General features: G+C 70.6%; 21 protein-coding genes. 2 read left to right on the forward strand and 19 right to left on the reverse strand.

The genetic code is table 11. From position 1 onward, the window contains the following. Positions 1-12: 12 nt before the first annotated feature. The 7 genes from RKD23_RS11725 to mnmA form a co-directional block, all read right to left on the reverse strand. Entirely contained in the window at positions 13-2,250 is a 2,238-nt protein-coding gene (locus tag RKD23_RS11725; RefSeq protein ID WP_424853629.1) for a putative bifunctional diguanylate cyclase/phosphodiesterase, read from the reverse strand. 260 nt (positions 2,251-2,510) lie between these two features. Beyond that, the gene (gene ligA, locus RKD23_RS11730; RefSeq protein ID WP_424853630.1) at positions 2,511-4,703 is read right to left on the reverse strand and encodes an NAD-dependent DNA ligase LigA; all 2,193 of its coding nucleotides are present in this window, start codon (positions 4,701-4,703) and stop codon (positions 2,511-2,513) included. 15 nt (positions 4,704-4,718) lie between these two features. After that, a complete protein-coding gene (locus RKD23_RS11735; protein ID WP_424853631.1) occupies positions 4,719-5,720 on the reverse strand; it encodes a methionine synthase in 1,002 nt (333 codons plus the stop codon). Between the two features lie 60 nt (positions 5,721-5,780). Then, positions 5,781-6,479, reverse strand: coding sequence for an SDR family oxidoreductase (locus RKD23_RS11740; protein ID WP_424853632.1), 699 nt, complete (start codon positions 6,477-6,479; stop codon positions 5,781-5,783). Positions 6,480-6,486: 7 nt separating this feature from the next. Then, the gene (locus tag RKD23_RS11745) at positions 6,487-7,026 is read right to left on the reverse strand and encodes a TIGR00730 family Rossman fold protein (protein WP_424853633.1); all 540 of its coding nucleotides are present in this window, start codon (positions 7,024-7,026) and stop codon (positions 6,487-6,489) included. A gap of 48 nt (positions 7,027-7,074) precedes the next feature. Then, positions 7,075-7,893 (reverse strand): hypothetical protein, encoded by an 819-nt coding sequence (locus RKD23_RS11750; protein WP_424853634.1) that lies wholly within the window; start codon positions 7,891-7,893, stop codon positions 7,075-7,077. Between the two features lie 108 nt (positions 7,894-8,001). Beyond that, complete coding sequence (gene mnmA / locus RKD23_RS11755) at positions 8,002-9,135, reverse strand: tRNA 2-thiouridine(34) synthase MnmA (protein ID WP_424853635.1); 1,134 nt, start codon at positions 9,133-9,135, stop codon at positions 8,002-8,004. A 60-nt stretch (positions 9,136-9,195) separates the two neighbouring features. On the opposite strand from mnmA, the gene RKD23_RS11760 reads away from it, so the two are divergent. Beyond that, positions 9,196-9,897: an N-acetylmuramoyl-L-alanine amidase gene (locus RKD23_RS11760; RefSeq protein WP_424853636.1), complete on the forward strand. Its 702-nt coding sequence runs from the start codon at positions 9,196-9,198 to the stop codon at positions 9,895-9,897. 146 nt (positions 9,898-10,043) lie between these two features. Here RKD23_RS11760 and RKD23_RS11765 read toward each other — a convergent pair whose 3' ends face one another. From RKD23_RS11765 to RKD23_RS11775, 3 genes are all read right to left on the reverse strand, one after another. Further along, positions 10,044-11,213 carry a cysteine desulfurase family protein gene (locus RKD23_RS11765; RefSeq protein WP_424853637.1) on the reverse strand — a complete coding sequence of 390 codons (1,170 nt, stop codon included), beginning with the start codon at positions 11,211-11,213 and terminating at the stop codon, positions 10,044-10,046. 88 nt (positions 11,214-11,301) lie between these two features. Next, positions 11,302-11,574, reverse strand: a complete 273-nt coding sequence (locus tag RKD23_RS11770; protein ID WP_424853638.1) for a DUF4190 domain-containing protein — start codon at positions 11,572-11,574, stop codon at positions 11,302-11,304. Between the two features lie 19 nt (positions 11,575-11,593). Then, on the reverse strand, positions 11,594-11,761 hold the full coding sequence (locus RKD23_RS11775) for a hypothetical protein (RefSeq protein WP_404046086.1): 168 nt from the start codon (positions 11,759-11,761) through the stop codon (positions 11,594-11,596). Between the two features lie 146 nt (positions 11,762-11,907). Between RKD23_RS11775 and RKD23_RS11780 the strand changes: the two genes are divergently transcribed. Continuing rightward, positions 11,908-12,534: a TetR family transcriptional regulator gene (locus RKD23_RS11780; protein WP_424853639.1), complete on the forward strand. Its 627-nt coding sequence runs from the start codon at positions 11,908-11,910 to the stop codon at positions 12,532-12,534. Here RKD23_RS11780 and RKD23_RS11785 read toward each other — a convergent pair. The 9 genes from RKD23_RS11785 to RKD23_RS11825 all read right to left on the reverse strand — a co-directional run bounded on the left by RKD23_RS11785 (position 12,500) and on the right by RKD23_RS11825 (position 22,584). Beyond that, complete coding sequence (locus RKD23_RS11785) at positions 12,500-13,498, reverse strand: helix-turn-helix transcriptional regulator (protein ID WP_424853640.1); 999 nt, start codon at positions 13,496-13,498, stop codon at positions 12,500-12,502. The genes RKD23_RS11780 and RKD23_RS11785 overlap by 35 nt on opposite strands. Before the next feature lie 120 nt (positions 13,499-13,618). After that, positions 13,619-14,464: a thioesterase family protein gene (locus RKD23_RS11790; protein ID WP_424853641.1), complete on the reverse strand. Its 846-nt coding sequence runs from the start codon at positions 14,462-14,464 to the stop codon at positions 13,619-13,621. Positions 14,465-14,504: 40 nt separating this feature from the next. Continuing rightward, on the reverse strand, positions 14,505-15,179 hold the full coding sequence (locus RKD23_RS11795) for a trimeric intracellular cation channel family protein (RefSeq protein ID WP_404046076.1): 675 nt from the start codon (positions 15,177-15,179) through the stop codon (positions 14,505-14,507). 63 nt (positions 15,180-15,242) lie between these two features. Next, positions 15,243-16,388 (reverse strand): ABC transporter ATP-binding protein, encoded by a 1,146-nt coding sequence (locus tag RKD23_RS11800; protein WP_424853642.1) that lies wholly within the window; start codon positions 16,386-16,388, stop codon positions 15,243-15,245. Continuing rightward, complete coding sequence (locus RKD23_RS11805) at positions 16,385-17,479, reverse strand: ABC transporter ATP-binding protein (protein WP_424853643.1); 1,095 nt, start codon at positions 17,477-17,479, stop codon at positions 16,385-16,387. Before RKD23_RS11805 ends, RKD23_RS11800 begins: the two co-directional genes overlap by 4 nt. Beyond that, positions 17,476-18,474, reverse strand: coding sequence for an ABC transporter permease (locus RKD23_RS11810; protein WP_424853644.1), 999 nt, complete (start codon positions 18,472-18,474; stop codon positions 17,476-17,478). The genes RKD23_RS11805 and RKD23_RS11810 overlap by 4 nt, the downstream gene beginning before the upstream one ends. A 109-nt stretch (positions 18,475-18,583) precedes the next feature. Then, positions 18,584-20,380: an ABC transporter substrate-binding protein gene (locus RKD23_RS11815; RefSeq protein ID WP_424853645.1), complete on the reverse strand. Its 1,797-nt coding sequence runs from the start codon at positions 20,378-20,380 to the stop codon at positions 18,584-18,586. Positions 20,381-20,450: 70 nt separating this feature from the next. Beyond that, entirely contained in the window at positions 20,451-21,458 is a 1,008-nt protein-coding gene (locus RKD23_RS11820) for an ABC transporter permease (protein WP_424853646.1), read from the reverse strand. A gap of 325 nt (positions 21,459-21,783) precedes the next feature. Then, positions 21,784-22,584, reverse strand: coding sequence for an enhanced serine sensitivity protein SseB C-terminal domain-containing protein (locus RKD23_RS11825; RefSeq protein WP_424853647.1), 801 nt, complete (start codon positions 22,582-22,584; stop codon positions 21,784-21,786). Positions 22,585-22,629 lie beyond the last annotated feature (45 nt).

The following is a 22,629-nucleotide window of genomic DNA, read 5'->3' on the forward strand; positions in this document are numbered from 1 at the left end:
CGCCCCGCGCGGTCACTCCGCCGCGGGAAGCGCCGCCTTCGGCCGCTGCCAGCCGCGGGCGCCGCGGGCGCGGAGCCAGGCCGTGGTCTCCTCGGGCGGCATCGCGGCGGCGACGAGCCAGCCCTGTACGGCGTCGCAGCCCAGGTCGCGCAGGCGTTCCCAGGTCTCGTCGTCCTCGACGCCCTCGGCGACGACGAGGAGGCCGAGGGAATGGGCGAGGTCGACGGTGCAGCGGACGATCTCGGCGTCCTCGTTGTCGACGGCGAGGCGGGCCACGAAGGACCGGTCGATCTTGAGCTCGCTGACCGGCAGGCGGCGCAGGTGGACGAGGGAGGAGTAGCCGGTGCCGAAGTCGTCCAGGGACATCTTCACGCCGTGGCCGGTGAGCCCGGCGAGGGTGTCGGCGGCGCGCTGCGGGTCCTCCAGCAGGACGTGCTCGGTGATCTCCAGCTGGAGCGCCCCGGCCGGGACGCCGTGGCGGGCCAGGCGGGCGGCGACGGAGCCGGCGAAGCCGGGGGTGTGCACGTCGCGCGGGGAGACGTTGACCGCGACGGGCACGAACAGGCCCTGGGAGCGCCACTTGGCGACCTGGCCGAGCGCGGTCTCCAGGACGTACTCGGTGAGGTGCGGCATGAGCCCGGAGGACTCGGCGATCGCTATGAACTCGTCCGGCGGCACCTTGCCCCGCTCCGGGTGCACCCAGCGGACCAGGGCCTCCAGGCCCGCCACCTGGCCGTCGAAGCGGACCTTGGGCTGGTAGTGCAGCTGCACCTCGTGCGCGTCCAGCGCCCGGCGCAGGTCGGCCAGGAGTCCGAGGCGGTCGGGGGTGTTGGAGTCGCGCTTGGACTCGTACACCTCGACGCCGGTGCGGTCCCGCTTGGCCTGGTACATCGCCACGTCGGCGCGGCGGAGCATGCCCTCCGCGTCGAGGGCGTGGTCGGGGAAGACGGCGACTCCGGCGCTGGCCTCCAGGACGAGCGTGAGCCCGTCGAGGTCGAGCGGGGAGCTGAGGGCGGCGACGATGCCGCGGGCGATACGGGTCGCGGACGTGGTGGAGTCGGCGACCGGCAGTAACACGGCGAACTCGTCGCCGCCGAGCCGCGCCACCTCCGCGCCGCGCGGAAGGGCGAGGCGCAGCCGGTCGGCGGTCTGCAGCAGCAGCCGGTCACCGGCGAGATGGCCGAGCGTGTCGTTGACCGATCGGAAACGGTCGAGGTCGATCAGCATCAGGGCGGCCCGGGCGCCGATGCGCTCGGCGTCGTCCAGGGCGGTCCAGATGCGCTCCAGGAGCCACTGCCGGTTGGGCAGCCCGGTCAGCGGGTCGCGCAGTTGCTCCTCGGCGCGGGCGCGGGCTATCCACAGGGTGGAGTCGAGGGCGACGAGCGGGATCGCGAACAGCGGCAGCAGGATCGGCTCGGCCATGGCGACGACGCACACCAGCGGGGCTATGCCGAGCAGTGCGACCGCCACCAGGCCCTGTCTGACCAGGGCGGTACGGGCGACGGTGGGCAGTCCGCCGGAGCGGGGCGCGTGCAGGTACCACAGCAGGGCGCGGGTGACGACGAGGTACGCGACGGCGGCCAGCACCACCTGAGGGGCGGTGTAGAAGGTCCAGGTGTCCGGGTACCAGGGGTGCTCCACGGACGGCACCCGGCCGAAGCCGGCCAGCACCAGGGCGCCCGCACCGATGCCGAGGATGTCCACCCCGCCGTGCAGCACGCCCTGCCGCCAGCGGTGGCGCCGGGCTATGCCGACCAGCACGACGACGGTGAGGCTGACCATCCCGGCCGGCACCCAGCCGTACAGCAGCAGCACGGCGAGGGTGAGGGCGGCGCCCGAGCCGGTGCCGCCCCACCAGCGGGCGCGGCCCAGCATGACCAGATGGCCGACGATCAGGCCGGTCAGCACGGCCAGCGACCAGCCGGCCGTGCCGGCCGGGAAGAGGGCGTGGCCGCCGGTGAAGGCCCGGTAGAACCCGGCGCCCAGGGTGAACCCGGCGGCCGCGACGACCGCGGTGGGCAGCGGGGGCCAGGAGGCGTGCCGTTCGGCCTCGGCACCGGGCAGTCCGTGGACCTGCCCGGCCGTGAGCCGGGCGGTGCCGAGGGGCACGGTGCCGAGCCGGCCCGTGCCCGTCCGGTCGGTGGCGTGCTCGCGTGCGTCGGCGCTTCGGGGGGCTCCCCAGCCCCCGCGCCACACGCCGGCCAGTCGCCGCAGCCATGAGTGCGGGGCGGCGCTCTCGGTCGGTTCCATTCCCGTCCCTCTCACAGCCGGCGGTGCCCACGCCACGCGGCCCGATGCCCGACATCCTTCAACGGCACCGCGTCGGAAATCCCTTTCCCTCTGCCCTCCGGGAGCAGAGCGATGCCCCGACCGCAGCGGGGCACGGCAGGCGCATATCCCAACAGTAGGCCGCTGACGGCTTCCTCGGGCAGCGGTCGCGGACGGTTGCCCGAATGCGCCCTGGCCACCCGTATGCATCTGATATGCGCCGATCGGGTGGCCTTCAACCGCTACTCCTCGGTCGGAAGTGCGACTTCTGCGGCTGCTTCCGGCCCTTCTTCGAGCAGGACGTCGAAACCGTCCTCGTTCAGGACGGGAACCTTCAGCTGCATCGCCTTGTCGTACTTCGATCCGGGGTTGTCACCCACAACGACGAACGAGGTCTTCTTCGACACCGAACCGGTCACCTTCGCGCCGCGGCTCTGCAGGGCGTCCTTGGCCGCGTCCCGGGTGAAGCGCTCCAGGGTGCCGGTGACCACGACGGTGAGGCCCTCCAGCGGGCGCGGGCCCTCGTCCTCGCCTGAACCTTCCTCCTCCAGCCGGACGCCGGCGGCCTTCCACTTGCGCAGGATCTCCTGGTGCCAGTCCTCGGCGAACCACTCCTTGAGGGCCTTGGCGACGATCCCGCCCACGCCGTCGACCGCGGTGAGCTCCGCCTCGTCGGCCTGCTGGATGCGGTCGATCGAGCGGAACTCGCGCGCGAGCGCCTCCGCGGCGACCGGGCCGACGTGCCGGATGGACAGTCCGGTCAGCAGCCGGGCCAGGGGGCGCTCCTTGGCGGCCGCGATGTTCTCCAGCATCGCAAGCGCGTTCTTCTTCGCCTCGCCCTGCTGGTTGGCGAAGACCGTGACGATCTTCTCCTCGCCGGTCTTCGGGTCCCGCTTGGGCAGCCCGCTGTCCTGGTCCAGGACGTACGCCTTGATGGGCAGCAGCTGCTCCACCGTCAGGTCGAACAGGTCGCCCTCGTCCTTCAGCGGCGGGTCGGACGGCTCCAGGGGCTTGGTGAGCGCGGCCGCGGCCACATAGCCGAAGTGCTCGATGTCCAGCGCCCTGCGGCCCGCGAGGTAGAACAGACGCTCGCGCAGCTGGGCCGGGCAGGTGCGGGCGTTCGGGCAGCGCAGGTCGACGTCGCCCTCCTTCATCGGCCTGAGCGGGGTCCCGCACTCGGGGCACTCCGACGGCATCACGAACTCCCGCTCGGTGCCGTCCCGCAGGTCCACCACCGGGCCGAGGATCTCGGGGATGACGTCACCGGCCTTGCGCAGCACCACGGTGTCGCCGATCAGCACACCCTTGGCCTTGACCACGTCCTGGTTGTGCAGCGTCGCGAACTCGACCTCCGAGCCCGCCACCGTCACCGGCTCGACCTGCGCGTACGGCGTGACCCGGCCCGTACGGCCCACGCCCACGCGGATGTTGATCAGCTTGGTGTTGACCTCCTCCGGCGCGTACTTGTACGCGATCGCCCAGCGGGGGGCGCGTGCCGTGGAGCCCAGGCGGCCCTGAAGGCGGATCTCGTCGAGTTTGACGACCACGCCGTCGATCTCGTGCTCCACGGAGTGGCGGTTCTCGCCGTAGTAGGCGATGAACTGCCGTACGCCGTCGAGGTCGTCGACCACCTTGTTGTGCGTGGAGGTGGGCAGGCCCCAGGACTTGAGCAGGTCGTACGCCTCGGAGAGGCGGGTCATGCCGTCGTAGCCCTCGAGGGCGCCGATGCCGTGGACGACCATGTGCAGCGGGCGCGAGGCGGTGACGCGCGGGTCCTTCTGGCGCAGCGAACCGGCCGCCGCGTTGCGCGGGTTGGCGAAGGGCTTGTCGCCGGCCTCCACCAGACGGGCGTTGAGCTCCTCGAACTTCTCCATCGGGAAGTAGACCTCGCCGCGGATCTCCACCAGGTCCGGGACGCTGTCGCCCTTCAGGCGGTCGGGGATCTCGGCGATCGTACGGACGTTGGGCGTGATGTCCTCGCCGGTGCGGCCGTCGCCACGGGTGGCCGCGCGGGTGAGGCGGCCGTGCTCGTACGTGAGGTTGACGGCGAGGCCGTCGACCTTCAGCTCGCACAGGAAGTGGTACGCGGAGGTGCCGACGTCCTTGTGGACGCGCTCGGCCCAAGCCGCCAGCTCCAGGTCGTCGAAGGCGTTGTCCAGCGACAGCATGCGCTGGGCGTGCTGGACGGCCGTGAACTCGGTTTCGTACGCGCCCGCGACCTTCTGCGTGGGCGAGTCCGGCGTCCGCAGCTCCGGGTACTCCTCCTCCAGCGCCTCCAGAGAGCGCAGGAGCTTGTCGAAGTCCGCGTCGCTGATGACGGGAGCGTCCTTCACGTAGTACCGGAAGCGGTGCTCCTCGATCTGCTCAGCGAGCTTCGCGTGCTGCTCCCGCGCTTGTGCGGGCACCGTCGTCTCCGCTTGCTTGTCGCCGGCCACCGTGTCGTCCTCCCGTTACTCAGGGTTGTCCGCGAGTGATCTCGCCGCCCGGGCGCAGTGGGCGAGGGCCCGGCGGGCGTACTCGGGGGACGCGCCCGCGAGTCCGCATGCCGGGGTGACCGTGACCGCCTCCGGGAGAAGACCCGGTTGCAGCCCCAGCCTGCGCCACAGCGTCCTGACACCCATGACGCTACCGGCAGGGTCTGACAATGGGCCGTCCGTGCCCGGTACGACACCGGTGAAGAGCCGGGTGCCCGCCTCCACGGCCTCCCCGATCGCGTCGTCGTCACGCTCGGTGAGGAGCGAGAAGTCGAAGGAGACCCCGGCCGCGCCCGCCCGGCGCAGCAGGGCGAACGGGACGTCCGGTGCGCACGAGTGGACCACGGTGCGGCCCTCCTCGTGCACCCCGATCACGTCCCGGAGCGTGGCCTCGACGACCTGCCGGTCGACAGCGCGGTGGGTGCGGTAGCCGCTGGCGGTCCTCACCTGCCCGCGCAGTACGGCGGTCAGGGACGGCTCGTCGAGCTGGAGGACGAGCTGGGCGCCGGGGATGCGGCGTCGCACCTCGGCGAGGTGCTGGCGCAGGCCCTCGGTGAGGGAGGCGGCGAGGTCGCGGCAGGCACCGGGGTCGGACAGCGCGGCCTCGCCGTTGCGCAGCTCCAGGCTCGCGGCGAGGGTCCACGGACCGACCGCCTGCACCTTCAGCGGGCCCTGATAGTCCTGGGTGAACTCCTCCAGCGCGTCCAGGTCCTCCCGCAGCCAGGAGCGGGCCCGCTTGGTGTCCCGGCCGGGCCGGTCACCGATGCGCCAGCCGCTGGGCTCCACGCGCGCGTACAGCTCGACGAGCATCCCCGCGGTCCGCCCGATCATGTCCGCGCCCGGACCGCGCGCGGGCAGCTCGGCGAGATACGGGAAGTCCTCGAAGGACCCGGTGACGGTCTTGGCGGCCTCCCGGGCGTCACCACCGGGCATGGAGCCGATGCCGGTGGCGGGGGCGAAGCTGAAGTGTTGGTTCACGCCAGGAAGCCTACGTAGTGGTCCAGGGGGCTGAGCCCCCTGGGCGTGAGCAGCGGGCCGTCAGCGGCCCGGCCGTACCGTCAGGTCGTTGATCTCCGCGTCCCTCGGCAGGTCGATCGCCGTCAGGATCGTCGTCGCGACGGACTCGGGGTCGATCCACTTCGAGGCGTCGTACTCCTTGCCCTCCTGCTGGTGGACCTTGGCCTGCATGGGGCTGGCGGTGCGGCCGGGGTAGACGGAGGTGACGCGGACGCCGTTGGCGTGCTCCTCGTGGCGCAGGGAGTCGGCGAGGGCCTTCAGGCCGTGCTTGGAGGCGGCGTAGGCGGACCAGTCGGCGTGGGCGGCGAGGCCCGCGCCGGAGTTGACGAAGACCACATGCCCGCGCGTGGCGCGCAGCTGGGGCAGGAAGTGGCGGGTCAGCTCGGCCGGGGAGATCAGGTTGACGTTGAGCTGGTGGCGCCAGGCCTTCGGCGTCAGGTCCCCGACCGGGCCGAGGTCGACCACGCCGGCGATGTGCAGCAGGGTGTCGACCTGGTCCGGCAGCGTCTGGTGGGAGAAGGCCCAGCTGAGCTTGTCGGGGTCGGCCAGGTCGCCGACGAGGGTCCTGGCGCCGGGGAACTCGGCCGCCAGCTCCTTGGCGCGGCCCGCGTCGCGCGCGTGGAGCACGAGTTCGTCCCCGCGCGCGTGCAGACGGCGGGCGACGGCCGCGCCGATGCCGGAGCCGGCCCCGGTGATCACATGTGTAGCCATGCCCGCCATGCTCGCACTACCGCACGCCCTGGCTCTCCTCGAGGTAGGCCAGCGCGCCCACCGGCTCCTCGGCGAAGAACACCAGGTCGGTGAGCGGCCGGGGCAGGAAGCCCTCGGTGTCCATGCGGCGGAACTGCTCCTTGAGGCCGTCGTAGAAGCCGGCGGTGTTGAGCAGCACGACCGGCTTGTCGGTGTGGCCGTGCTTCTTCAGCTCGAGGATCTCGGTCGCCTCGTCGAGGGTGCCGGTGCCGCCCACCATGATCACGACGGCGTCGGCCTTCTCCAGGAGCAGCTTCTTGCGCTCGGCGAGGTCGCGGGCGATCACCATCTCGTCGGCGCCCGAGCGGGCCTTCGCGGACAGGAAGCCCACGGAGACGCCGACCAGCCGGCCGCCCGCCTCCTGCACACCGTCCGCCACGACCTTCATCAGGCCGACGTCCGAACCGCCCCACACGAGCGTGTGCCCGCCCTTGCCCATCAGCTCGGCGAACTCACGGGCGGGGCGGGTGTATCGGTCGTCGAGGTCGGCGGCGGAGAGGAAGACGCAGATGTTCATGCAGAACACCGTACGGGGCCCGCTCCGCCGCCCGGCCGGGACGCCTCGTTAGCGGACGTCCACGTAGTCGCCGGTGGTCGCCTTGGCGCCCGTGATGGAGTTGCCGGCGTAGTACCAGCGCCAGGTGCCGTCCTTGGCGGCGGTGACGGTGGTCTTCAGGGCGCCCGTGGTGGAGGTCGTGACCGTCTTCACATAGGTCCACGCGGTGGTGCCCGCCGCCTTGAACTGCAGGACGACCTTCTGGCCGCCGTACAGGTCGTAGCGGTGGGTGTTCCAGTTGGCGCGCTTCAGCGTGCCCTTGATCGTGATCGGCTTGCCCTTGGCGACCGGCTCCGGGCTCGCGTCGGCGCTCTCGATGACGGAGGCGCGCTTGAGGCGGGTCGTGTAGGAGAGCAGGTCGGTGTCGTAACCGCCGCCGACCTTGATCGCCGTGCCGGTGGTCTTCCAGACGGTGGCGTCGCTGTTCACGAGCTTGTCGCCGCCGACCAGCAGGTCGGGGTCGACCTGGAGCGACTCGTCGCAGTCGTAGAAGGTGTAGCCGCCGGCCGTGGACTGCCGGCAGCTCCACTGGATGGTCCCGATGGCCAGCACCTTCTCGCTGCCGTCGAGGGTCCCGCGGTAGGCCGAGACCCACCAGTCGTCCAGCTTGACGTTCGTCTTGACCGTGTACGTCAGCGGCACCTCGATCTGGGCGCCGGTGCCGAGGACGATCGGCTTGCCCTTGTTGATGACCACGTTCGAGAACGTGATGTCGCTGTCGGCCGCGTGCGCGCCGGGCGCCATGAGCAGTGTGCTGGCGAGCGCCGTACCGGCGGCCGTGAGCACGGTCGCCGCGCGCGAGAGTCTGCGCTGCTTCCGCAGAGTCATGTCCCACCCCTGTTGTGTACCTGTGATCACCGGACGAACGATCTTCCGTCCGGTGCAGGCACTTTAGATCACGGGTGCGACAGCCGGATCAGGCGTGCGACAGCCGGATCAAGGCTGTGACAGTGCCGCCACGCGCGTGGTCGAGGCGATCGTCGCCGAGCCCACCACGCGCGTGCCGTCGTACAGGACGATCGCCTGGCCGGGGGCGACGCCGCGCACGGGCTCTCGGAACGTCACCTGCAACGAGCCGTCCACCAGTTCCGCGGTGACCTCGGTCTCGCCGCCGTGGGCACGCAGCTGGGCGGTGTAGGTGCCGGGGCCGGTGGGGGCGGCGCCGCACCAGCGGGGCTTGATGGCGCGCAGCTCGCTGACGTCCAGGGACTCGGCCGGGCCGACCGTCACGGTGTTGTTCACCGGGGAGATGTCGAGGACGTAGCGCGGCTTGCCGTCGGCGGCGGGCGTGCCGATGCGCAGGCCCTTGCGCTGGCCGATGGTGAAGCCGTAGGCGCCCTCGTGGGTGCCGAGCCGGGTGCCGGACTCGTCGACGATGTCGCCCTCCGCCTTGCCGAGCCGCTTCGCCAGGAAGCCCTGGGTGTCACCGTCGGCGATGAAGCAGATGTCGTGCGAGTCGGGCTTCTTCGCCACGGCCAGGCCCCGGCGCTCGGCCTCCGCGCGGATCTCTTCCTTCGTCGTCAGTGTGTCGCCGAGCGGGAACATCGCGTGGGCGAGCTGCTGGTCGTCCAGGACACCGAGGACGTACGACTGGTCCTTGGCCATGTCGGAGGCGCGGTGCAGCTCGCGCGTGCCGTCCTCGCCGACGATCACCTTGGCGTAGTGGCCGGTGCAGACCGCGTCGAAGCCGAGCGCGAGCGCCTTGTCCAGCAGCGCCGCGAACTTGATCTTCTCGTTGCAGCGCAGGCACGGGTTGGGCGTACGGCCGGCCTCGTACTCGGCGATGAAGTCCTCGACCACGTCCTCGCGGAAGCGGTCGGCGAGGTCCCAGACGTAGAACGGGATGCCGATGACGTCCGCGGCGCGGCGGGCGTCGCGGGAGTCCTCGATGGTGCAGCAGCCGCGCGCGCCCGTGCGGAAGGACTGCGGGTTCGCGGAGAGCGCGAGGTGGACGCCGGTCACGTCGTGGCCCGCCTCGGCGGCGCGGGCGGCGGCGACGGCGGAGTCGACGCCTCCGGACATGGCGGCGAGGACGCGGAGGGGGCGGGAGCGCTGCGGGGTGTCAGTCATAACCCTTCCAGGGTACGGGGGCGCGGGAACCGGATCCCGCGCATATCCGTTGGAGATCACATGGGACGGACTACGGGCGACACGGACCGGCAGATCAGGCGGCGCGCGCTGATCGCCGGCGGCATGGCGGCCGCGGCCGGCGTCGCGGTGCTCGCCCGCGACGAGCTGCGCAGACTGTGGTGGCGGGCGCCGGGCGTGGAGAAGCCGCGCGTGGAGGGCGCGGTCGACTTCGAGGGTGCCCGCTGGACGGCGGCGTCCGACGCCAACTTCCGCTGGGCGGACCGGCCAGACGACTACGGCATCGACCTGGTGGTCATCCATGTCACCCAGGGCAGCTTCGCGAGCGCGGTGCAGGTGTTCCAGGACCCGGGGCACAAAGCGGCGGCGCACTACATCGTCGGCCAGGACGGCCGGATCACCCAGATGATCCGCGAGCTGGACGTGGCGTACCACGCGGGCAACCGGGAGTACAACGAGCGCAGTGTGGGCATCGAGCACGCCGGATTCGTGGACCGCCCGCAGGACTTCACGGACGCGATGTACGCGGCCTCGGCGCGTCTGACGGCCCGGATATGCGCGCGTTACGACATCCCCGTCGACCGCGAGCACATCATCGGCCATGTGGAGGTGCCGGGCACGGACCACACCGACCCGGGGCCGCACTGGGACTGGGACCGCTATCTGAAGCTCGTACGACGGGCTCGTACGGCACCGGCGACGACACAGGCCCCGTCGTCGTCCCCGACACCGGCCCGGGCGTAGCAGCTCAGGTCAGCCCCGGCACCGGCCCCCGTCCAGCGGCTCAGGTCAGCCCCGCCGCCCGCGCCCGCGTAGCGGCTCAGGTCAGCCCCGCACCGGCTCCCACGCAGCAGCCCAGGTCAGCCCCGCACCGGCTCCCACCCAACGGCTCAGGTCAGCCCCGCCGCCCGGGCTCGCTCCACCGCCGGACCGATGGCCTTGGCGACGGCCTCGACGTCGGCCTCGGTGGAGGTGTGGCCGAGGGAGAAGCGCAGGGTGCCGCGGGCCAGGTCCGGGTCGGTTCCGGTGGCGAGCAGCACATGGCTGGGCTGGGCGACTCCGGCCGTGCAGGCGGAGCCGGTGGAGCACTCGATGCCCTGTGCGTCGAGCAGCAGGAGCAGGGAGTCGCCCTCGCAGCCGGGGAAGGTGAAGTGGGCGTTGGCGGGCAGGCGGCCCTCGGGCGCCGGGTCACCGCCGAGGATCGCGTCGGGCACGGCCGCGCGGACCGCGGTCACCAGCTCGTCGCGCAGGGCGCCGATCTCGCGGGCGAACCACTCGCGCTGCTCGGCGGCGAGGCGTCCGGCCACGGCGAAGGAGGCGATGGCGGGCACGTCGAGTGTGCCGGAGCGCACATGCCGCTCCTGGCCGCCGCCGTGCAGCACGGGCACGGGGGTGTACTCCCGGCCGAGGAGCAGCGCGCCGATGCCGTACGGCCCGCCGATCTTGTGGCCGGAGACGGTCATCGCGGCGAGTCCCGAGGCGGCGAAGTCGACCGGAATCTGACCGAAGGCCTGGACCGCGTCGGCGTGCAGCGGAACCCCGAACTCCCCCGCCGCGTCGGCCAGTTCACGGACCGGCAGGACGGTGCCGATCTCGTTGTTTGCCCACATGACGGTGGCGAGGGCGACGTCGTCGGGGTTGCGGGCGATGGCCTCGCGCAGGGCGTCGGGGTGGACGCGGCCGTAGCTGTCGACGGGGAGGTACTCGACCGTGGCGCCCTCGTGTTCGCCGAGCCAGTGCACGGCGTCGAGCACGGCGTGGTGCTCGACGGGGCTGGCGAGGACCCGGGTGCGGGCCGGGTCGGCGTCACGGCGGGCCCAGTACAGGCCCTTCACCGCGAGGTTGTCGGCCTCGGTGCCGCCCGAGGTGAAGACGACCTCGCTGGGGCGGGCGCCGAGCGCCTCGCCGAGGGCCTCGCGGGCTTCCTCGACCGTACGGCGAGCCCTGCGGCCCGACGCGTGGAGGGACGAGGCGTTTCCGGTGACGCCCAGGTGGGCGGTCAGGGCCTCTGCCGCCTCCGGAAGCATCGGGGTCGTCGCGGCGTGGTCGAGGTATGCCATGGTGACGCCGATTCTACGGGGCCTTCATGGCGGGGCCGCGTGCGGTGCCCGCGGAGCGAGGCCGGAAACCGACTCAGCGGCCGCGGACTCAGAAGCTCCAGGAGAGCGCGTTGTCCGCCTGCATCAGCGCGACGAGCACGACGAGGTCGGCGACGCCGAGTCCGAGCCCGAGGAGGGCGCGGCCGCGCCGGCCGGTCCCGCGCCACAGCGCGACGCCCGCCAGGACGATCGCGGTCGGGCCGAGGAAGAGGTTGAAGACGAGCAGGCCCAGCAGGCCGAGGACGAAGGACGCGACGGCCATGCCGTCGGCGTCGCGGGCGTTGGTGGTGGTCCGGCCGGTGGCCGGGGCGGTCAGCTGCATGACGATCGGCTCCCGATGGTCAGCGGGTGGGTGTGTGGTGGCGGCGGCCGTGCCGCTCGCGCAGGGCGAAGACGCCGAGCCAGACGGCGATCACGGCGGCCGCGACGAGGCTGACGGAGAGCGGTGCGTGGGCGACGGCGCCCAGGACCACACCGAGCAGCAGGAGTGCGGCGACGAGAAACAGCATGGGATGGAATCCCCCTCCGGAACGCCTCAGGGGTTCGCCCCCCTGAAGCTTCGGTGAACGTTTGTAGTTACACTTGTTCACTGACTCTTGAGTCTAGCGCACAGGACGACTTCCCAATTCCGGAGAACAGTTGTTAACTGTATGGCATGAGTCACATCCTCGGCGTCCGGCAGGCCCAGAAGCAGAAGACCCGTCAGGCCCTCCTGGACGCGGCCCTGGAGCTGCTGGAGCACCAGAGCCTGAGCAGCCTGGGCCTGCGTGAGGTCACCCGTGCCGTCGGGGTCGCGCCGACCGCGTTCTACCGGCACTTCCGCTCCACCGCGGACCTCGGAGTCGCGCTGGTCGAAGAGGCGCTCGGCAGCCTGCACCCGATGATCCGGACCACGGTGTCCACCACCGGCGACAGCGACCGGCGCATCGCCCGCGCCATCGAGCTGATCAGCGGCCATGTGGACACCCACCCCGCCCACGTCCGGTTCATCGCCCGCGAACGGCACGGCGGGGTGCAGCCCGTGCGCGAGGCCATCCGCGACCAACTCGCCCGCTTCACCGAGGAGGTGAAGACGGAGCTGGCCAAGGACCCGGAGGCCGAGGGCTGGAGCGACGACGACCTGCTGATGCTGGCCGGCCTCTACGTCGACCAGATGCTGATGACCGCCTCCCTGCTCCTGGAGGCCCAGGAGGCCACCGAGGAACAGCGGCAGCGCGTCACCCGGGTCGCCGCCCGCCAGCTGCGCCTCATCGGCGTAGGCCGCGCGCACTGGCTGGACTGACCCCGCCGCCGTACAGCTCCGCGACGGCCCGCGCCGCCCGCGCCAGCTCCTCGCGCACCTCGGCCGGCTCCAGGACCTCCACGCGATCGCCGAACTGCAGCAGTTGACGCGCCTCGCCGAGGACCTCGTACGCCAGTCGTACGGTGATCCAGTCGCCGTCGGTGTCCTCCTCGGCCGGACGGCCGGTCAGCCAGGGGGCGTTCAGGCGCAGGAAGAGGTCGAGGCGGTCGCGGCGGACCCTGGCGGTGACCTCCAGGCCTCCGCGGCGCTTCTCCACCTCGCGGCGCAGCGCCTCCCAGACGTCGGCGAGTTCGACGCCGGGGCGGCGGTGGACGGTGTCGGGCAGGACCGTGGCCTGGTGGATGCGGTCGGCGCGGAACAGACGGGGGGTTCCCCGGCGGTCGGCCACCAGGTACCAGACGCCGGCCTTCGCGACGAGGCCGTACGGGTCGACCGTGTAGGTGCGGGGCTCGGGGGCGCCGCTGTGCCGGTAGCTCAGCCTCAGGCGTCTGTCGGTGAAGACGGCGTCCTGGAGTGTTCCGAGGTCGGCGGGGTCGGCGGCCTCACCGCGCCAGCGGGTGGCGTCCACGAGGATGCGGCGGGAGGTCGCCTCCGCGGCCGGGCGGTGGGGGGCGGGGAGCGCGGCCATCACCTTGCGCAGGGCCTGGCCGAGGGCCGTGTCCAGGCCCAGGGCCTGGTGGGCGCCCTGGGCCGCGAGGACGAACAACGCCCTCGACTCGTCGGCCGTCAGGCCGGTGACGTCCGTGCGGAAACCGTCGAGGAGTTGGATGCCGCCGGTTCGCCCGCGCTCGGCGTAGACGGGGATGCCTGCCGCCGAGAGGGCCTCTACGTCTCGGTAGATCGTGCGGACGGAGACTTCGAGGCGGTCTGCCAACTCTGGGGCGGAGACGCGGCCGCGGGTTTGCAGCAGTAGGAGGATCGACAGCAGGCGGTCCGACTTCACGGGGTCAGGCTACGGCGCCTACTGAGGTGCCTCTGTTGTACGTTTGCGGCCTTCTGTCGTCGCTGGCTGGTCGCGCCCACGCGGCGGAGCCGCAGATCGATACAGCCCCGCGCCCCTGGGTCAGGCCAGCCGGACCCTTGCCAATTGGCGGGACTGGGCGACCAAGCGGTCCTCGGCGTCCCAGATCTCCGCGTCCTCCTCCAGGAAGCCGCCGGCCAGGTTGCGGGTCGTGATCGAGACCCGTACGGGGCCCGGGGCCGGGCGGCGGCGGACGTGGACGGTGAGTTCGACGGTCGGGACCCAGCCCTTGATGCCCAGCTCGAAGGCCGTGGGCGGCAGGGCGTCCACCGCGAGGAGGAGGGAGAGGGGGTCCATGTCGCGGCCGTCGGCGAGGCCGAACCAGGCGCGCATCTCGCCCTTGCCGGAGGGCTGTCCGAGGGCCCAGCCGAGGGTGGCGGGGTCGAGCTTGAGCATCAGGCGGTCGGCGATGGCGGAGCTGCCGTCGACCGGGGCGGGGCCGTCCTCGGGGCCGAAGCACTGGGCCATCGGCGGGATCGCGGGCGGCGTCGCCGTGGTGCGGACGTCGTCCGGCAGGGAGTCCAGGTCGCCGTAGGAGGCGAGGACCCGGATGCGCTCGACCTCGGCGCCCTGCTCGTCGTACTGGAAGAGGGAGGCCTGGCCGGTGGAGAGCGTGCGGCCGGTGCGGACGACGTCCGTGCGGACGACCGCCGGGCCCGGCTGGGACGCCGTCAGATAGTGCGCGGAGATCGTGAACGGGTGCGGGTGCGGCAGGGCGTCGGCGAGGGCGCGGCCCAGTACCGCCAGCAGGTAGCCGCCGTTCACGGCGCTGATGATGGTCCAGCCCGCGGAGAGGTCGATGTCGTAGACGCCATCGGAGCGGCGGGTGAGCGCGGTGTCTCGGTCGAACTCGCTGTCGCCGATGATCGCCTGGGATGCCTGAGCCATGGCGGTACCGTACAACAGGAAACTACTAAGCGGTAGCTTTTTAGATCTGCCGGCTCTCGTCCGCCTCCCTCGCCGTCGACCTCCGGTTCCAGGCCCGCGGCGCCCGCCAGTGGTAGTGCATGGCCAGCAGCCGCAGCACGAAGGACGTGACGACGGCGAGACCCGAGGTGAAGGTCGTCAGCGCGTCGAAGCGGATGCAGAGGACCACCATGCCCGCGCCGACCATCGCCGGCACCGCGTACAGGTCGCGGTCCCAGCGCAGCAGGGAGGGCACCTCGTTCGCGAGGACGTCCCGGAGCACACCGCCGCCGACCGCTGTGGCGAGGCCGAGCGCCGCGGACGCCGTCAGGTTCAGGCCGTACTCGTACGCCTTCGTCGTGCCCGCGACGGCGAACAGGCCGAGGCCCGCCGCGTCGAAGACGTTCACGCCGAACTGGATGCGCTCGACCTCCGGGTGCAGGAAGAAGACCAGGAGCGCGGCCAGCAGCGGCGTCAGGAAGTAGCCGAGGTCCGTGAACGCCGCCGGGGGCACGGCGCCGATGATCAGGTCCCGGAAGAGCCCGCCGCCGAGCGCGGTGACCTCGGCGAGGACGGCGATGCCGAAGACGTCGAAGTTCTTGCGCACGGCCAGCAGGGCGCCGGAGATGGCGAAGACGAAGATGCCGACCAGATCGAGCGTGTGCTGGACGGACGGGCTGAAGAGTTGCTCAAGCACCCCTAATTCTTACCTATGAGCGAGCCCCCGCCTTACATTGCAAGGCGGGGGCTCGTTCAGGGGTCACTTCTCTTTGGCGACCTCGACCTCGACCTCGGCGTCGGCCTCGGGGACGTCCTCGGCCGCGGCCTCGGCCGACTTCAGCAGCTTGGTGTCCTGCGGCTGCTGGTCCTCGAAGTTCTCCGGGTGGTGGCAGGCGACCTGCTGGCCGGGGCGCAGCTCGATCAGCGGCGGCTCGGTCGTCTTGCAGATCTCCGTGGCCTTCCAGCACCGGGTGTGGAAGCGGCAGCCGCTCGGCGGCGAGATCGGCGAGGGCACGTCGCCCTTGAGCAGGATCCGGTCGCTCTTGGCGGCCTTGCGCCTCGGGTCGGGGATCGGCACCGCCGACATCAGCGCCTTGGTGTACGGGTGCATCGGCGTCTTGTAGAGCAGGTCGCGGTCGGCCAGCTCCACGATCTTGCCGAGGTACATCACCGCGATCCGGTCCGAGACGTGCCGGACGACCGAGAGGTCGTGCGCGATGATCACGTACGTCAGGCCCAGTTCCTGCTGGAGGTCGTCCAGCAGGTTCACGACCTGCGCCTGGATCGACACGTCCAGGGCGGAGACCGGCTCGTCGGCCACGACGAGCTTCGGGTTCAGCGCGAGCGCGCGGGCGATGCCGATGCGCTGGCGCTGGCCGCCGGAGAACTCGTGCGGGTAGCGGTTGTAGTGCTCGGGGTTGAGCCCGACCACCGACAGCAGCCGCTGCACCTCCTTCTTGATGCCGCCCTCGGGCTCGACGCCCTGGAGCTTGAAGGGGGCGCCGACGATCGTGCCGATGGTGTGGCGCGGGTTCAGCGAGGAGTACGGGTCCTGGAAGATCATCTGCACGTCGCGGCGCAGCGGGCGCATGCCCGCCACCCCGAGGTGCGTGATGTCCTTGCCCTCGAACTCGACGGTGCCGCCGGTCGGTTCGAGGAGCCGGGTGATCAGCCGGCCCATCGTGGACTTGCCGCAGCCGGACTCGCCGACGACGCCCAGGGTCTCGCCGGAGCGGACCTCGAAGTCGATGCCGTCGACCGCGTGCACCGCGCCGACCTGCCGCTTGAGCAGGCCCTTCTTGATCGGGAAGTGCTTCTGCAGGCCGGTGACCTTCAGCAGCACCTCCCGCTCGGCACGGGGGCTCTCGCTCTTGGCGGCGGTCGTCACCGCTTTCTCGTCACTCACAGCTTCGGCGCAATCTCTTCGGTCCAGATACGCTCCCGCTGCTCCTGCGTCATGTGGCAGGCGGCCCAGTGCTTGCTGCCGACCTCGGTCAGCTCGGGGCGGACCGTGCGGGTGACGTTGTCCTTCGGCAGATCCGCGTACGGGCAGCGCGGGTTGAAGGCGCAGCCGGACGGGACGTTGATGAGGGAGGGCGGGGAGCCCTTGACCGGGATCAGCCGCTCCTGCTGGTCGCGGTCCAGGCGCGGCATCGAGCCGAGCAGGCCCCAGGTGTAGGGGTGCCGGGGCTCGTAGAACACCTTTTCCGCGGGCCCGCGTTCGACGCATCGGCCGCCGTACATCACCAGCAGGTCGTCGGCGAGCTCGGCGACGACGCCCAGGTCGTGGGTGATGATGATGACCGCCGAGCCGAACTCCGTCTGCAGATCGCGGATCAGGTCCAGGATCTGCGCCTGGACGGTGACGTCCAGGGCGGTGGTCGGCTCGTCCGCGATGAGCAGCTCGGGGTTGTTGACCAGCGACATCGCGATCATCGCGCGCTGGCGCATACCGCCGGAGAACTCGTGCGGGTAGTTGTCGACGCGCTTGTCGGGCTGCGGGATGCCCACCCGGTCGAGCATCTCGACCGCACGGCGCTTGGCGGTCTTCTTGTCGACGTCGTGGTGGATCCGGTACGCCTCCACGATCTGCTGACCGATCGTGTAGTACGGGTGCAGCGCGGACAGCGGATCCTGGAAGATCATCGCCATCTCGCGGCCGCGCATCTTGCGGACCTTGTCGGGGTCGGCCGACAGCAGCTCGGTGCCGTTCAGCCAGATCTCGCCGGAGATCTGCGCCTTGCGCTTGCCGTACTGGCCGGCGGTGTGCAGGCCCATGATGCCGAGGCTGGTCACCGACTTGCCGGAGCCCGACTCACCGACGATGCCGAGGGTCTTGCCCTTCTCCAGCTGGAAGCTGAGCCCGTCGACGGACTTGACCAGGCCGTCGTCGGTCGGGAAGTGCACCTTCAGGTCCCGCACTTCGAGGAAGGCGGAGGGGGCGTTGCCGGTGGTGGGCTCGCCGACGGCGGCACCGGTCTTGCTGAGTTCGGTCATGTGAGCCTCACTCGGGGGTCGATCACGGCGTACATAACGTCCACCACGAGGTTGGCGAGGAGCACTGCGAGGGAGGTGATCAGGGTGACGCCCAGGATGATGGGCAGGTCCTGGGTGCGGATGCCGTTGAGCACCGCCTGGCCCAGGCCGGGCAGGCTGAACGCGGTCTCGGTGAGGATCGCGCCGCCGATGAGGGCGCCGAGGTCCATGCCGAGCATGGTCAGGATCGGGGTCATCGTCGAGCGCATGGCGTGCTTGGAGATGACGACCTTCTCGGTGAGGCCCTTGGCGCGCGCGGTGCGGATGTAGTCCTCGCCGAGGATCTCCATCATGGTGGCGCGCGTGATCCGGGCGTACATCGCGGCGTAGAGGAAGGCCAGCGTGACCCAGGGCAGCAGCATGCTCTGGAACCAGCCGCCGAAGCTGTCCTCCAGCGGTACGAACTCACCGTCGACCCAGCCGAGGCCGTAGTCGAAGATCGCCAGCGAGAGCATCGCGGTGAAGTAGATCGGCAGCGAGACACCGCCGAGGGCGACGACCATCGCGCCGCGGTCCCACAGGCTGCCCCGCTTGAGCGCGGAGAGCACACCCGCCGAGACACCGAGCAGCAGCCACAGCACGGCCGCGCCGAGCGCCAGGCCCAGGGTCACCGGGAGGCGGTCGGTGAGCACCGGCCAGATGGCCTGCTCGCTGCGGAAGGAGTAGCCGAAGCAGGGTGCGGCGCACTCGGTGACGTCCCCGCCGCCCGAGTAGGTGCGGCCGACGAAGATGCCCTTGAAGAACTCCCAGACTTGGGCGTAGATCGGGTCGGCCAGACCCAGCTTCGCCCGTACGGCCTCGACGGCCGCAGGGTCGGCCTGCTTGCCCACGAAGCTCGAGGCGATGTCGACGCCCGCCCACTTCGGGACGAGGAAGAAGATGCCGAAGACCACCATGACGATGACCACGAGCATCACTGCGGCGGCGAACAACCGCCTGATGAGGTAAGTGAGCACAGCTCTCGGCCCGCGGCGGGACCGCGGACCACCGGAGGTCTTCCGGTGGTCCGCGGCTCACGCCTCGCCGGCCTTCACCTGCCTTTCGTGCGTTCGGCGGGTGTGCCGGTTACTTCGCGGACTTCAGGCCGAGGTTGACGAAGTCGTACATGCCGCTGTAGCCGTCCGTGGTGTAGACGTTCGCCAGCCGGCTGCCGCGCCAGTTGATGAACTTCTCGAAGACGAAGGGCAGGTAGTAGCCGCCTTCCATGACCTTGTGGTTGATCTGCGTGGAGATCTTGGCCTTCTCGGCGTCGTCGAGCGTGTTGACGTAGTCGTCGAACAGGCCGTCGATCGCCTTGTCCTTGATGAGGGCGTAGTTGTTGTTGCCCGACTCGAGGATGTACTTGCTGTGCCACAGCGGCAGACCGAAGCCCTGGACGGACGGGAAGTCCGGACCCCAGCCCATGATGATGATGCCGAAGCCCTTCTTCTTCACGTTCGAGGGGCTGCCGATGATGCCGGAGGTCTGCGAGCCGTCGTACTGCTCGATGTCGGCGGTGACGCCGATCTTCTTCAGCGACGCCTGGAGGGACTCGGCGGTGGCCACCTCGACCGGCTTGTTGTTGCGCACGGCGATGGTGGTCTTGAAGCCGTTCGGCTTGCCGCAGGCCTTGAGCAGCTTCTTGGCCTCGGCCACGTTGCCGCTCTTGTTCTTGCTGGCCAGCTCGAACGGGTCGTAGGACTGGCCCTCGGAGCCCGGGATCGACGGCGGCAGCATGTTGGTGCCGATGTCACCGCCGGCGATCGGGCCGCCACGGGCGTTCTGCAGCGACACGTGGTCGGCGCCCAGGATCACGGCCTTGCGGCAGTTCTCGTTGTCGAACGGCTTCACGCTCTGCGGGAAGACCGCGTAGCGGATGTAGCCGGAGACCGGGTTGTCCAGGTTCTCCTTGTGCTGCTTCAGGGCGGTGGTGCGGCCCTGCGGGGACATGCCGGTCTGGTTGATGTCCAGGTCGTAGTCGCCCGCGATCAGGCGCTGGTCCATGTCGTTGGCGTTGGAGAAGATGTTCAGCGTGATCGCGTCCGGGTACGCCTTGCGGACCGGGTCCGAGGACTGCTTCCAGTTCTCGTTGCGGACCAGCTTCAGCGACTTGCCCGGGTCGTACGACTCGAACTTGTACGGGCCGGAGGAGAACGGCTTCAAGCCGTACTTGGACTTGGTGTCCTTGTCCTGGCGGACCGGGGAGGCGGAGATCAGCGCCAGCATCTCCTCGAAGTCCGAGTTGGCCTTCGGGAGCTTGAAGACGATGGTCTTGTCGTCCGGCGTCTCGATCGCCTTCAGGCCGAGCTTGTCCGCGGACTTGTCCTTGTACGGGCCCTGGTACGTACCCGTGGGGTCGAGGACCTCCTTCAGGTACGTCGGGCCGCCGGCCAGGACGTCCTGGGCCCAGACGCGCTCGATGCCGTACTTGATGTCCTTGGACGTGATCGGCTTGCCGTCCTCCCAGGTGACGTCGTCACGCAGGGTGTACGTGTAGGTCTTGCCGTCGTCCGTGACCTTCGCGAGGCCCGTGGCGAGGTCCGGGGTGAGCTCGGCGCCCGCCTTGCCCGGCTCGGTCTTGTTCGTGACGAGCTGGCGGCTGTAGTAGCGCGCGAAGTTCCACATGAAGCCGTAGTAACCGCGGGTGGTGTCCCACGAGTCGGCGTCCTGGGCTCCGGCGAACTTCAGCGTGCCGCCCTTCTTGGCCAGCGAGGCCTGGGCGACCTTGTTGTTGGCGGCGTCGAAGCCGGCAGCGCCGGTCTTGGAGCCGTTGTCGCCGTCGCCGTCGCCGCCGCCGCACGCCGCCGTGGTCAGCAGCGCGGCGACCACCGCGGCAGCGGCCATGGCCTGCTTGCGCCGCCCTGAGGTGCGTTGGGTAGTCACGATCTCGGACCCTCCGGTTGTGATGAGAGATCCCGTGTGGTGTGCCACGGGTCGCTTGAGGTACGGCAGTTCAGCGGGAGCCCTTCGGGTCGAGCGCGTCACGCACGCCGTCGCCGAAGAGGTTGAAGGCAAGAACCGTGATGAAGATCGCTACACCCGGGACGACCATGTACATGGGGTCCGACTCGTAGTAGTCGATCGCGTTCGACAGCATCTGACCCCACGAGGCCGTGGGCGGCTTGACGCCGACGCCCAGGAAGCTGAGTGCCGCTTCGGTGAGGATGTTGGTGGGGATCATCATCGTCGTGTACACGACGATCGGGGCGACCAGGTTGGGCAGCAGCTCCTTGAACAGGATGTAGAAGCGCCCGGCGCCCAGCGATCGGGCGGCCTCGACGTACTCCCGCTCACGCAGGGAGAGGGTCTGGCCGCGCACCACGCGTCCGATGTAGGGCCACCCGAAGAAGCCGATGACGAGGATCATCACGAACAGGCGGACGTTCGTGCCCTCCAGGCCCAGCATCTCGCTCGGCATGACGGAGACCAGCGCGATGATGAAGAGCAGCTGCGGGAAGGCCAGCAGACCGTCCATCACCCGGCTGATCAGGGAGTCGACCCAGCCGCCGAAGAAGCCCGCGAGGATACCGAGGACGGTGCCGATGACGACCGCGACGACCGCCGACAGGAAGCCGACGAGCAGCGAGATCCGGGCCCCGTAGACGATGCGCGCGAAGATGTCGCGGCCGCTGACCGGCTCGACGCCCAGCAGATGATCGCCGCTCATGCCGCCCAGGGACCCCTTGGGCGTGCCGAACAGCGGGTCGATGAGGTCCTCGTGGTGGGACTCGGGGTCCTGGCCGACGAGGTTGCTGATCACAGGGGCGAGCACGGCGACCAGGATGAGCAGCAGCACCAGGGCGCCACCCGCCAGAGCGAGCTTGTCGCGCTTGAGGCGCTCCCAGGCGATCCGGCCCAGGGAGCGGCCCTGTACGGCCTTCGCGCCACCGCTGACTGCCGCGGCTTCCTCGGCCGCGCTCGGGGCCGCTTCCGCGGTCGGCTCGTGCAATGGTGCCGTCATCTGGCAGGGACCCCTCTCAACCGGCGGTAGCCGGCCCGCACTTGCCGCTGTAGCGGCGTTGTCAGTCCGTCGTACTGGGGCGAACACCCGGGCGAACACCCCTGGTGCGGGAGTCTTCAACGCTTTGGCGATCTGTTGCCAGACTTGGCGGTGAATGGATGCGTAAACGTGATGCTGTCCTGGGGAATCCGTTATCCGGACAGCAGGTAACGACGGCCGGACGAGGAGAACTTGGGGCGTGTGGGACAGACGTGTCGATACCGACCGCATCTACGCGCGCAGAAGGCCCTCTCGCGATCCGGGTGGCCTGAAGGGTGAGACGGCTCTAGTACGCGCCGCGCACCGGCGGATAACCGTAGCCCGGGGCGGGTGCCGGCGCGGCCACGGCGCCGTGCGCCTCACGGTCGTAGAAGGGGCGGGCATGGGTCCGCATCCACATCGCGACGGGGCAGTACTCGTCGGACATCGCCACCGTCGACACGGGCAGTCCGTCCGGTACGGCGCCGATGGACTGGTGCATCATCGCGCGTACGGAGTCCACGGCCGGCGGCGAGGTGTCGTACACGTCCAGACCGATGGCGAGGTACGGCTCCCCGAGCGCGGGCTGCACCCAGGCGCGGCGCAGGGTGCGTACGGCGGGGGTGCGGTGGGCGTTCTGCGCGAGCAGGGCGTAGAACTGCGGGATCTCGATGCCGGGTTCGGCCAGCCGCAGCGGGCCGGCCGGCTGACGGTCCAGGCCCGTCGCGATCCGGCGCAGGTCGAGCCACGGGATGCCCACGCCGCCGTTGGAGGCGTGCGGGTTGAGCCAGAGGCCGTAGTGGTCGGGGTAGAGCGTGCGGGCGACGTCGATGCCCTCGACCACTTCGTAACTGCGGTTCCAGCCGCTGGCCGCGAGTTCCTGCGCGGACGTGACGCAGGGGGCGTACGCGTGGCCCCCGACCTCCATCGTGCCGTACTGGGCGTCCGGCGAGCCGGCCTGGCCGTGCCACAGCAGCATCCAGATCTGGCCGGAGGTGGGTGTCGCGAGGGCACGCAGGAGCGCCTCGTAGGCGTCGTAACGCCCCGGGGTGACCTGGCGCAGCGTGTGCTCGACCGTGCCGGTCGCGGCGGTGCCGCTCGCGCTCACTGTGTTACGCCCCTTCTTTCTTCGACTGGGTAATGAAACCAGGTT

This window comes from Streptomyces sp. SAI-170 (assembly GCF_049739565.1).
Taxonomy (GTDB): domain Bacteria; phylum Actinomycetota; class Actinomycetes; order Streptomycetales; family Streptomycetaceae; genus Streptomyces.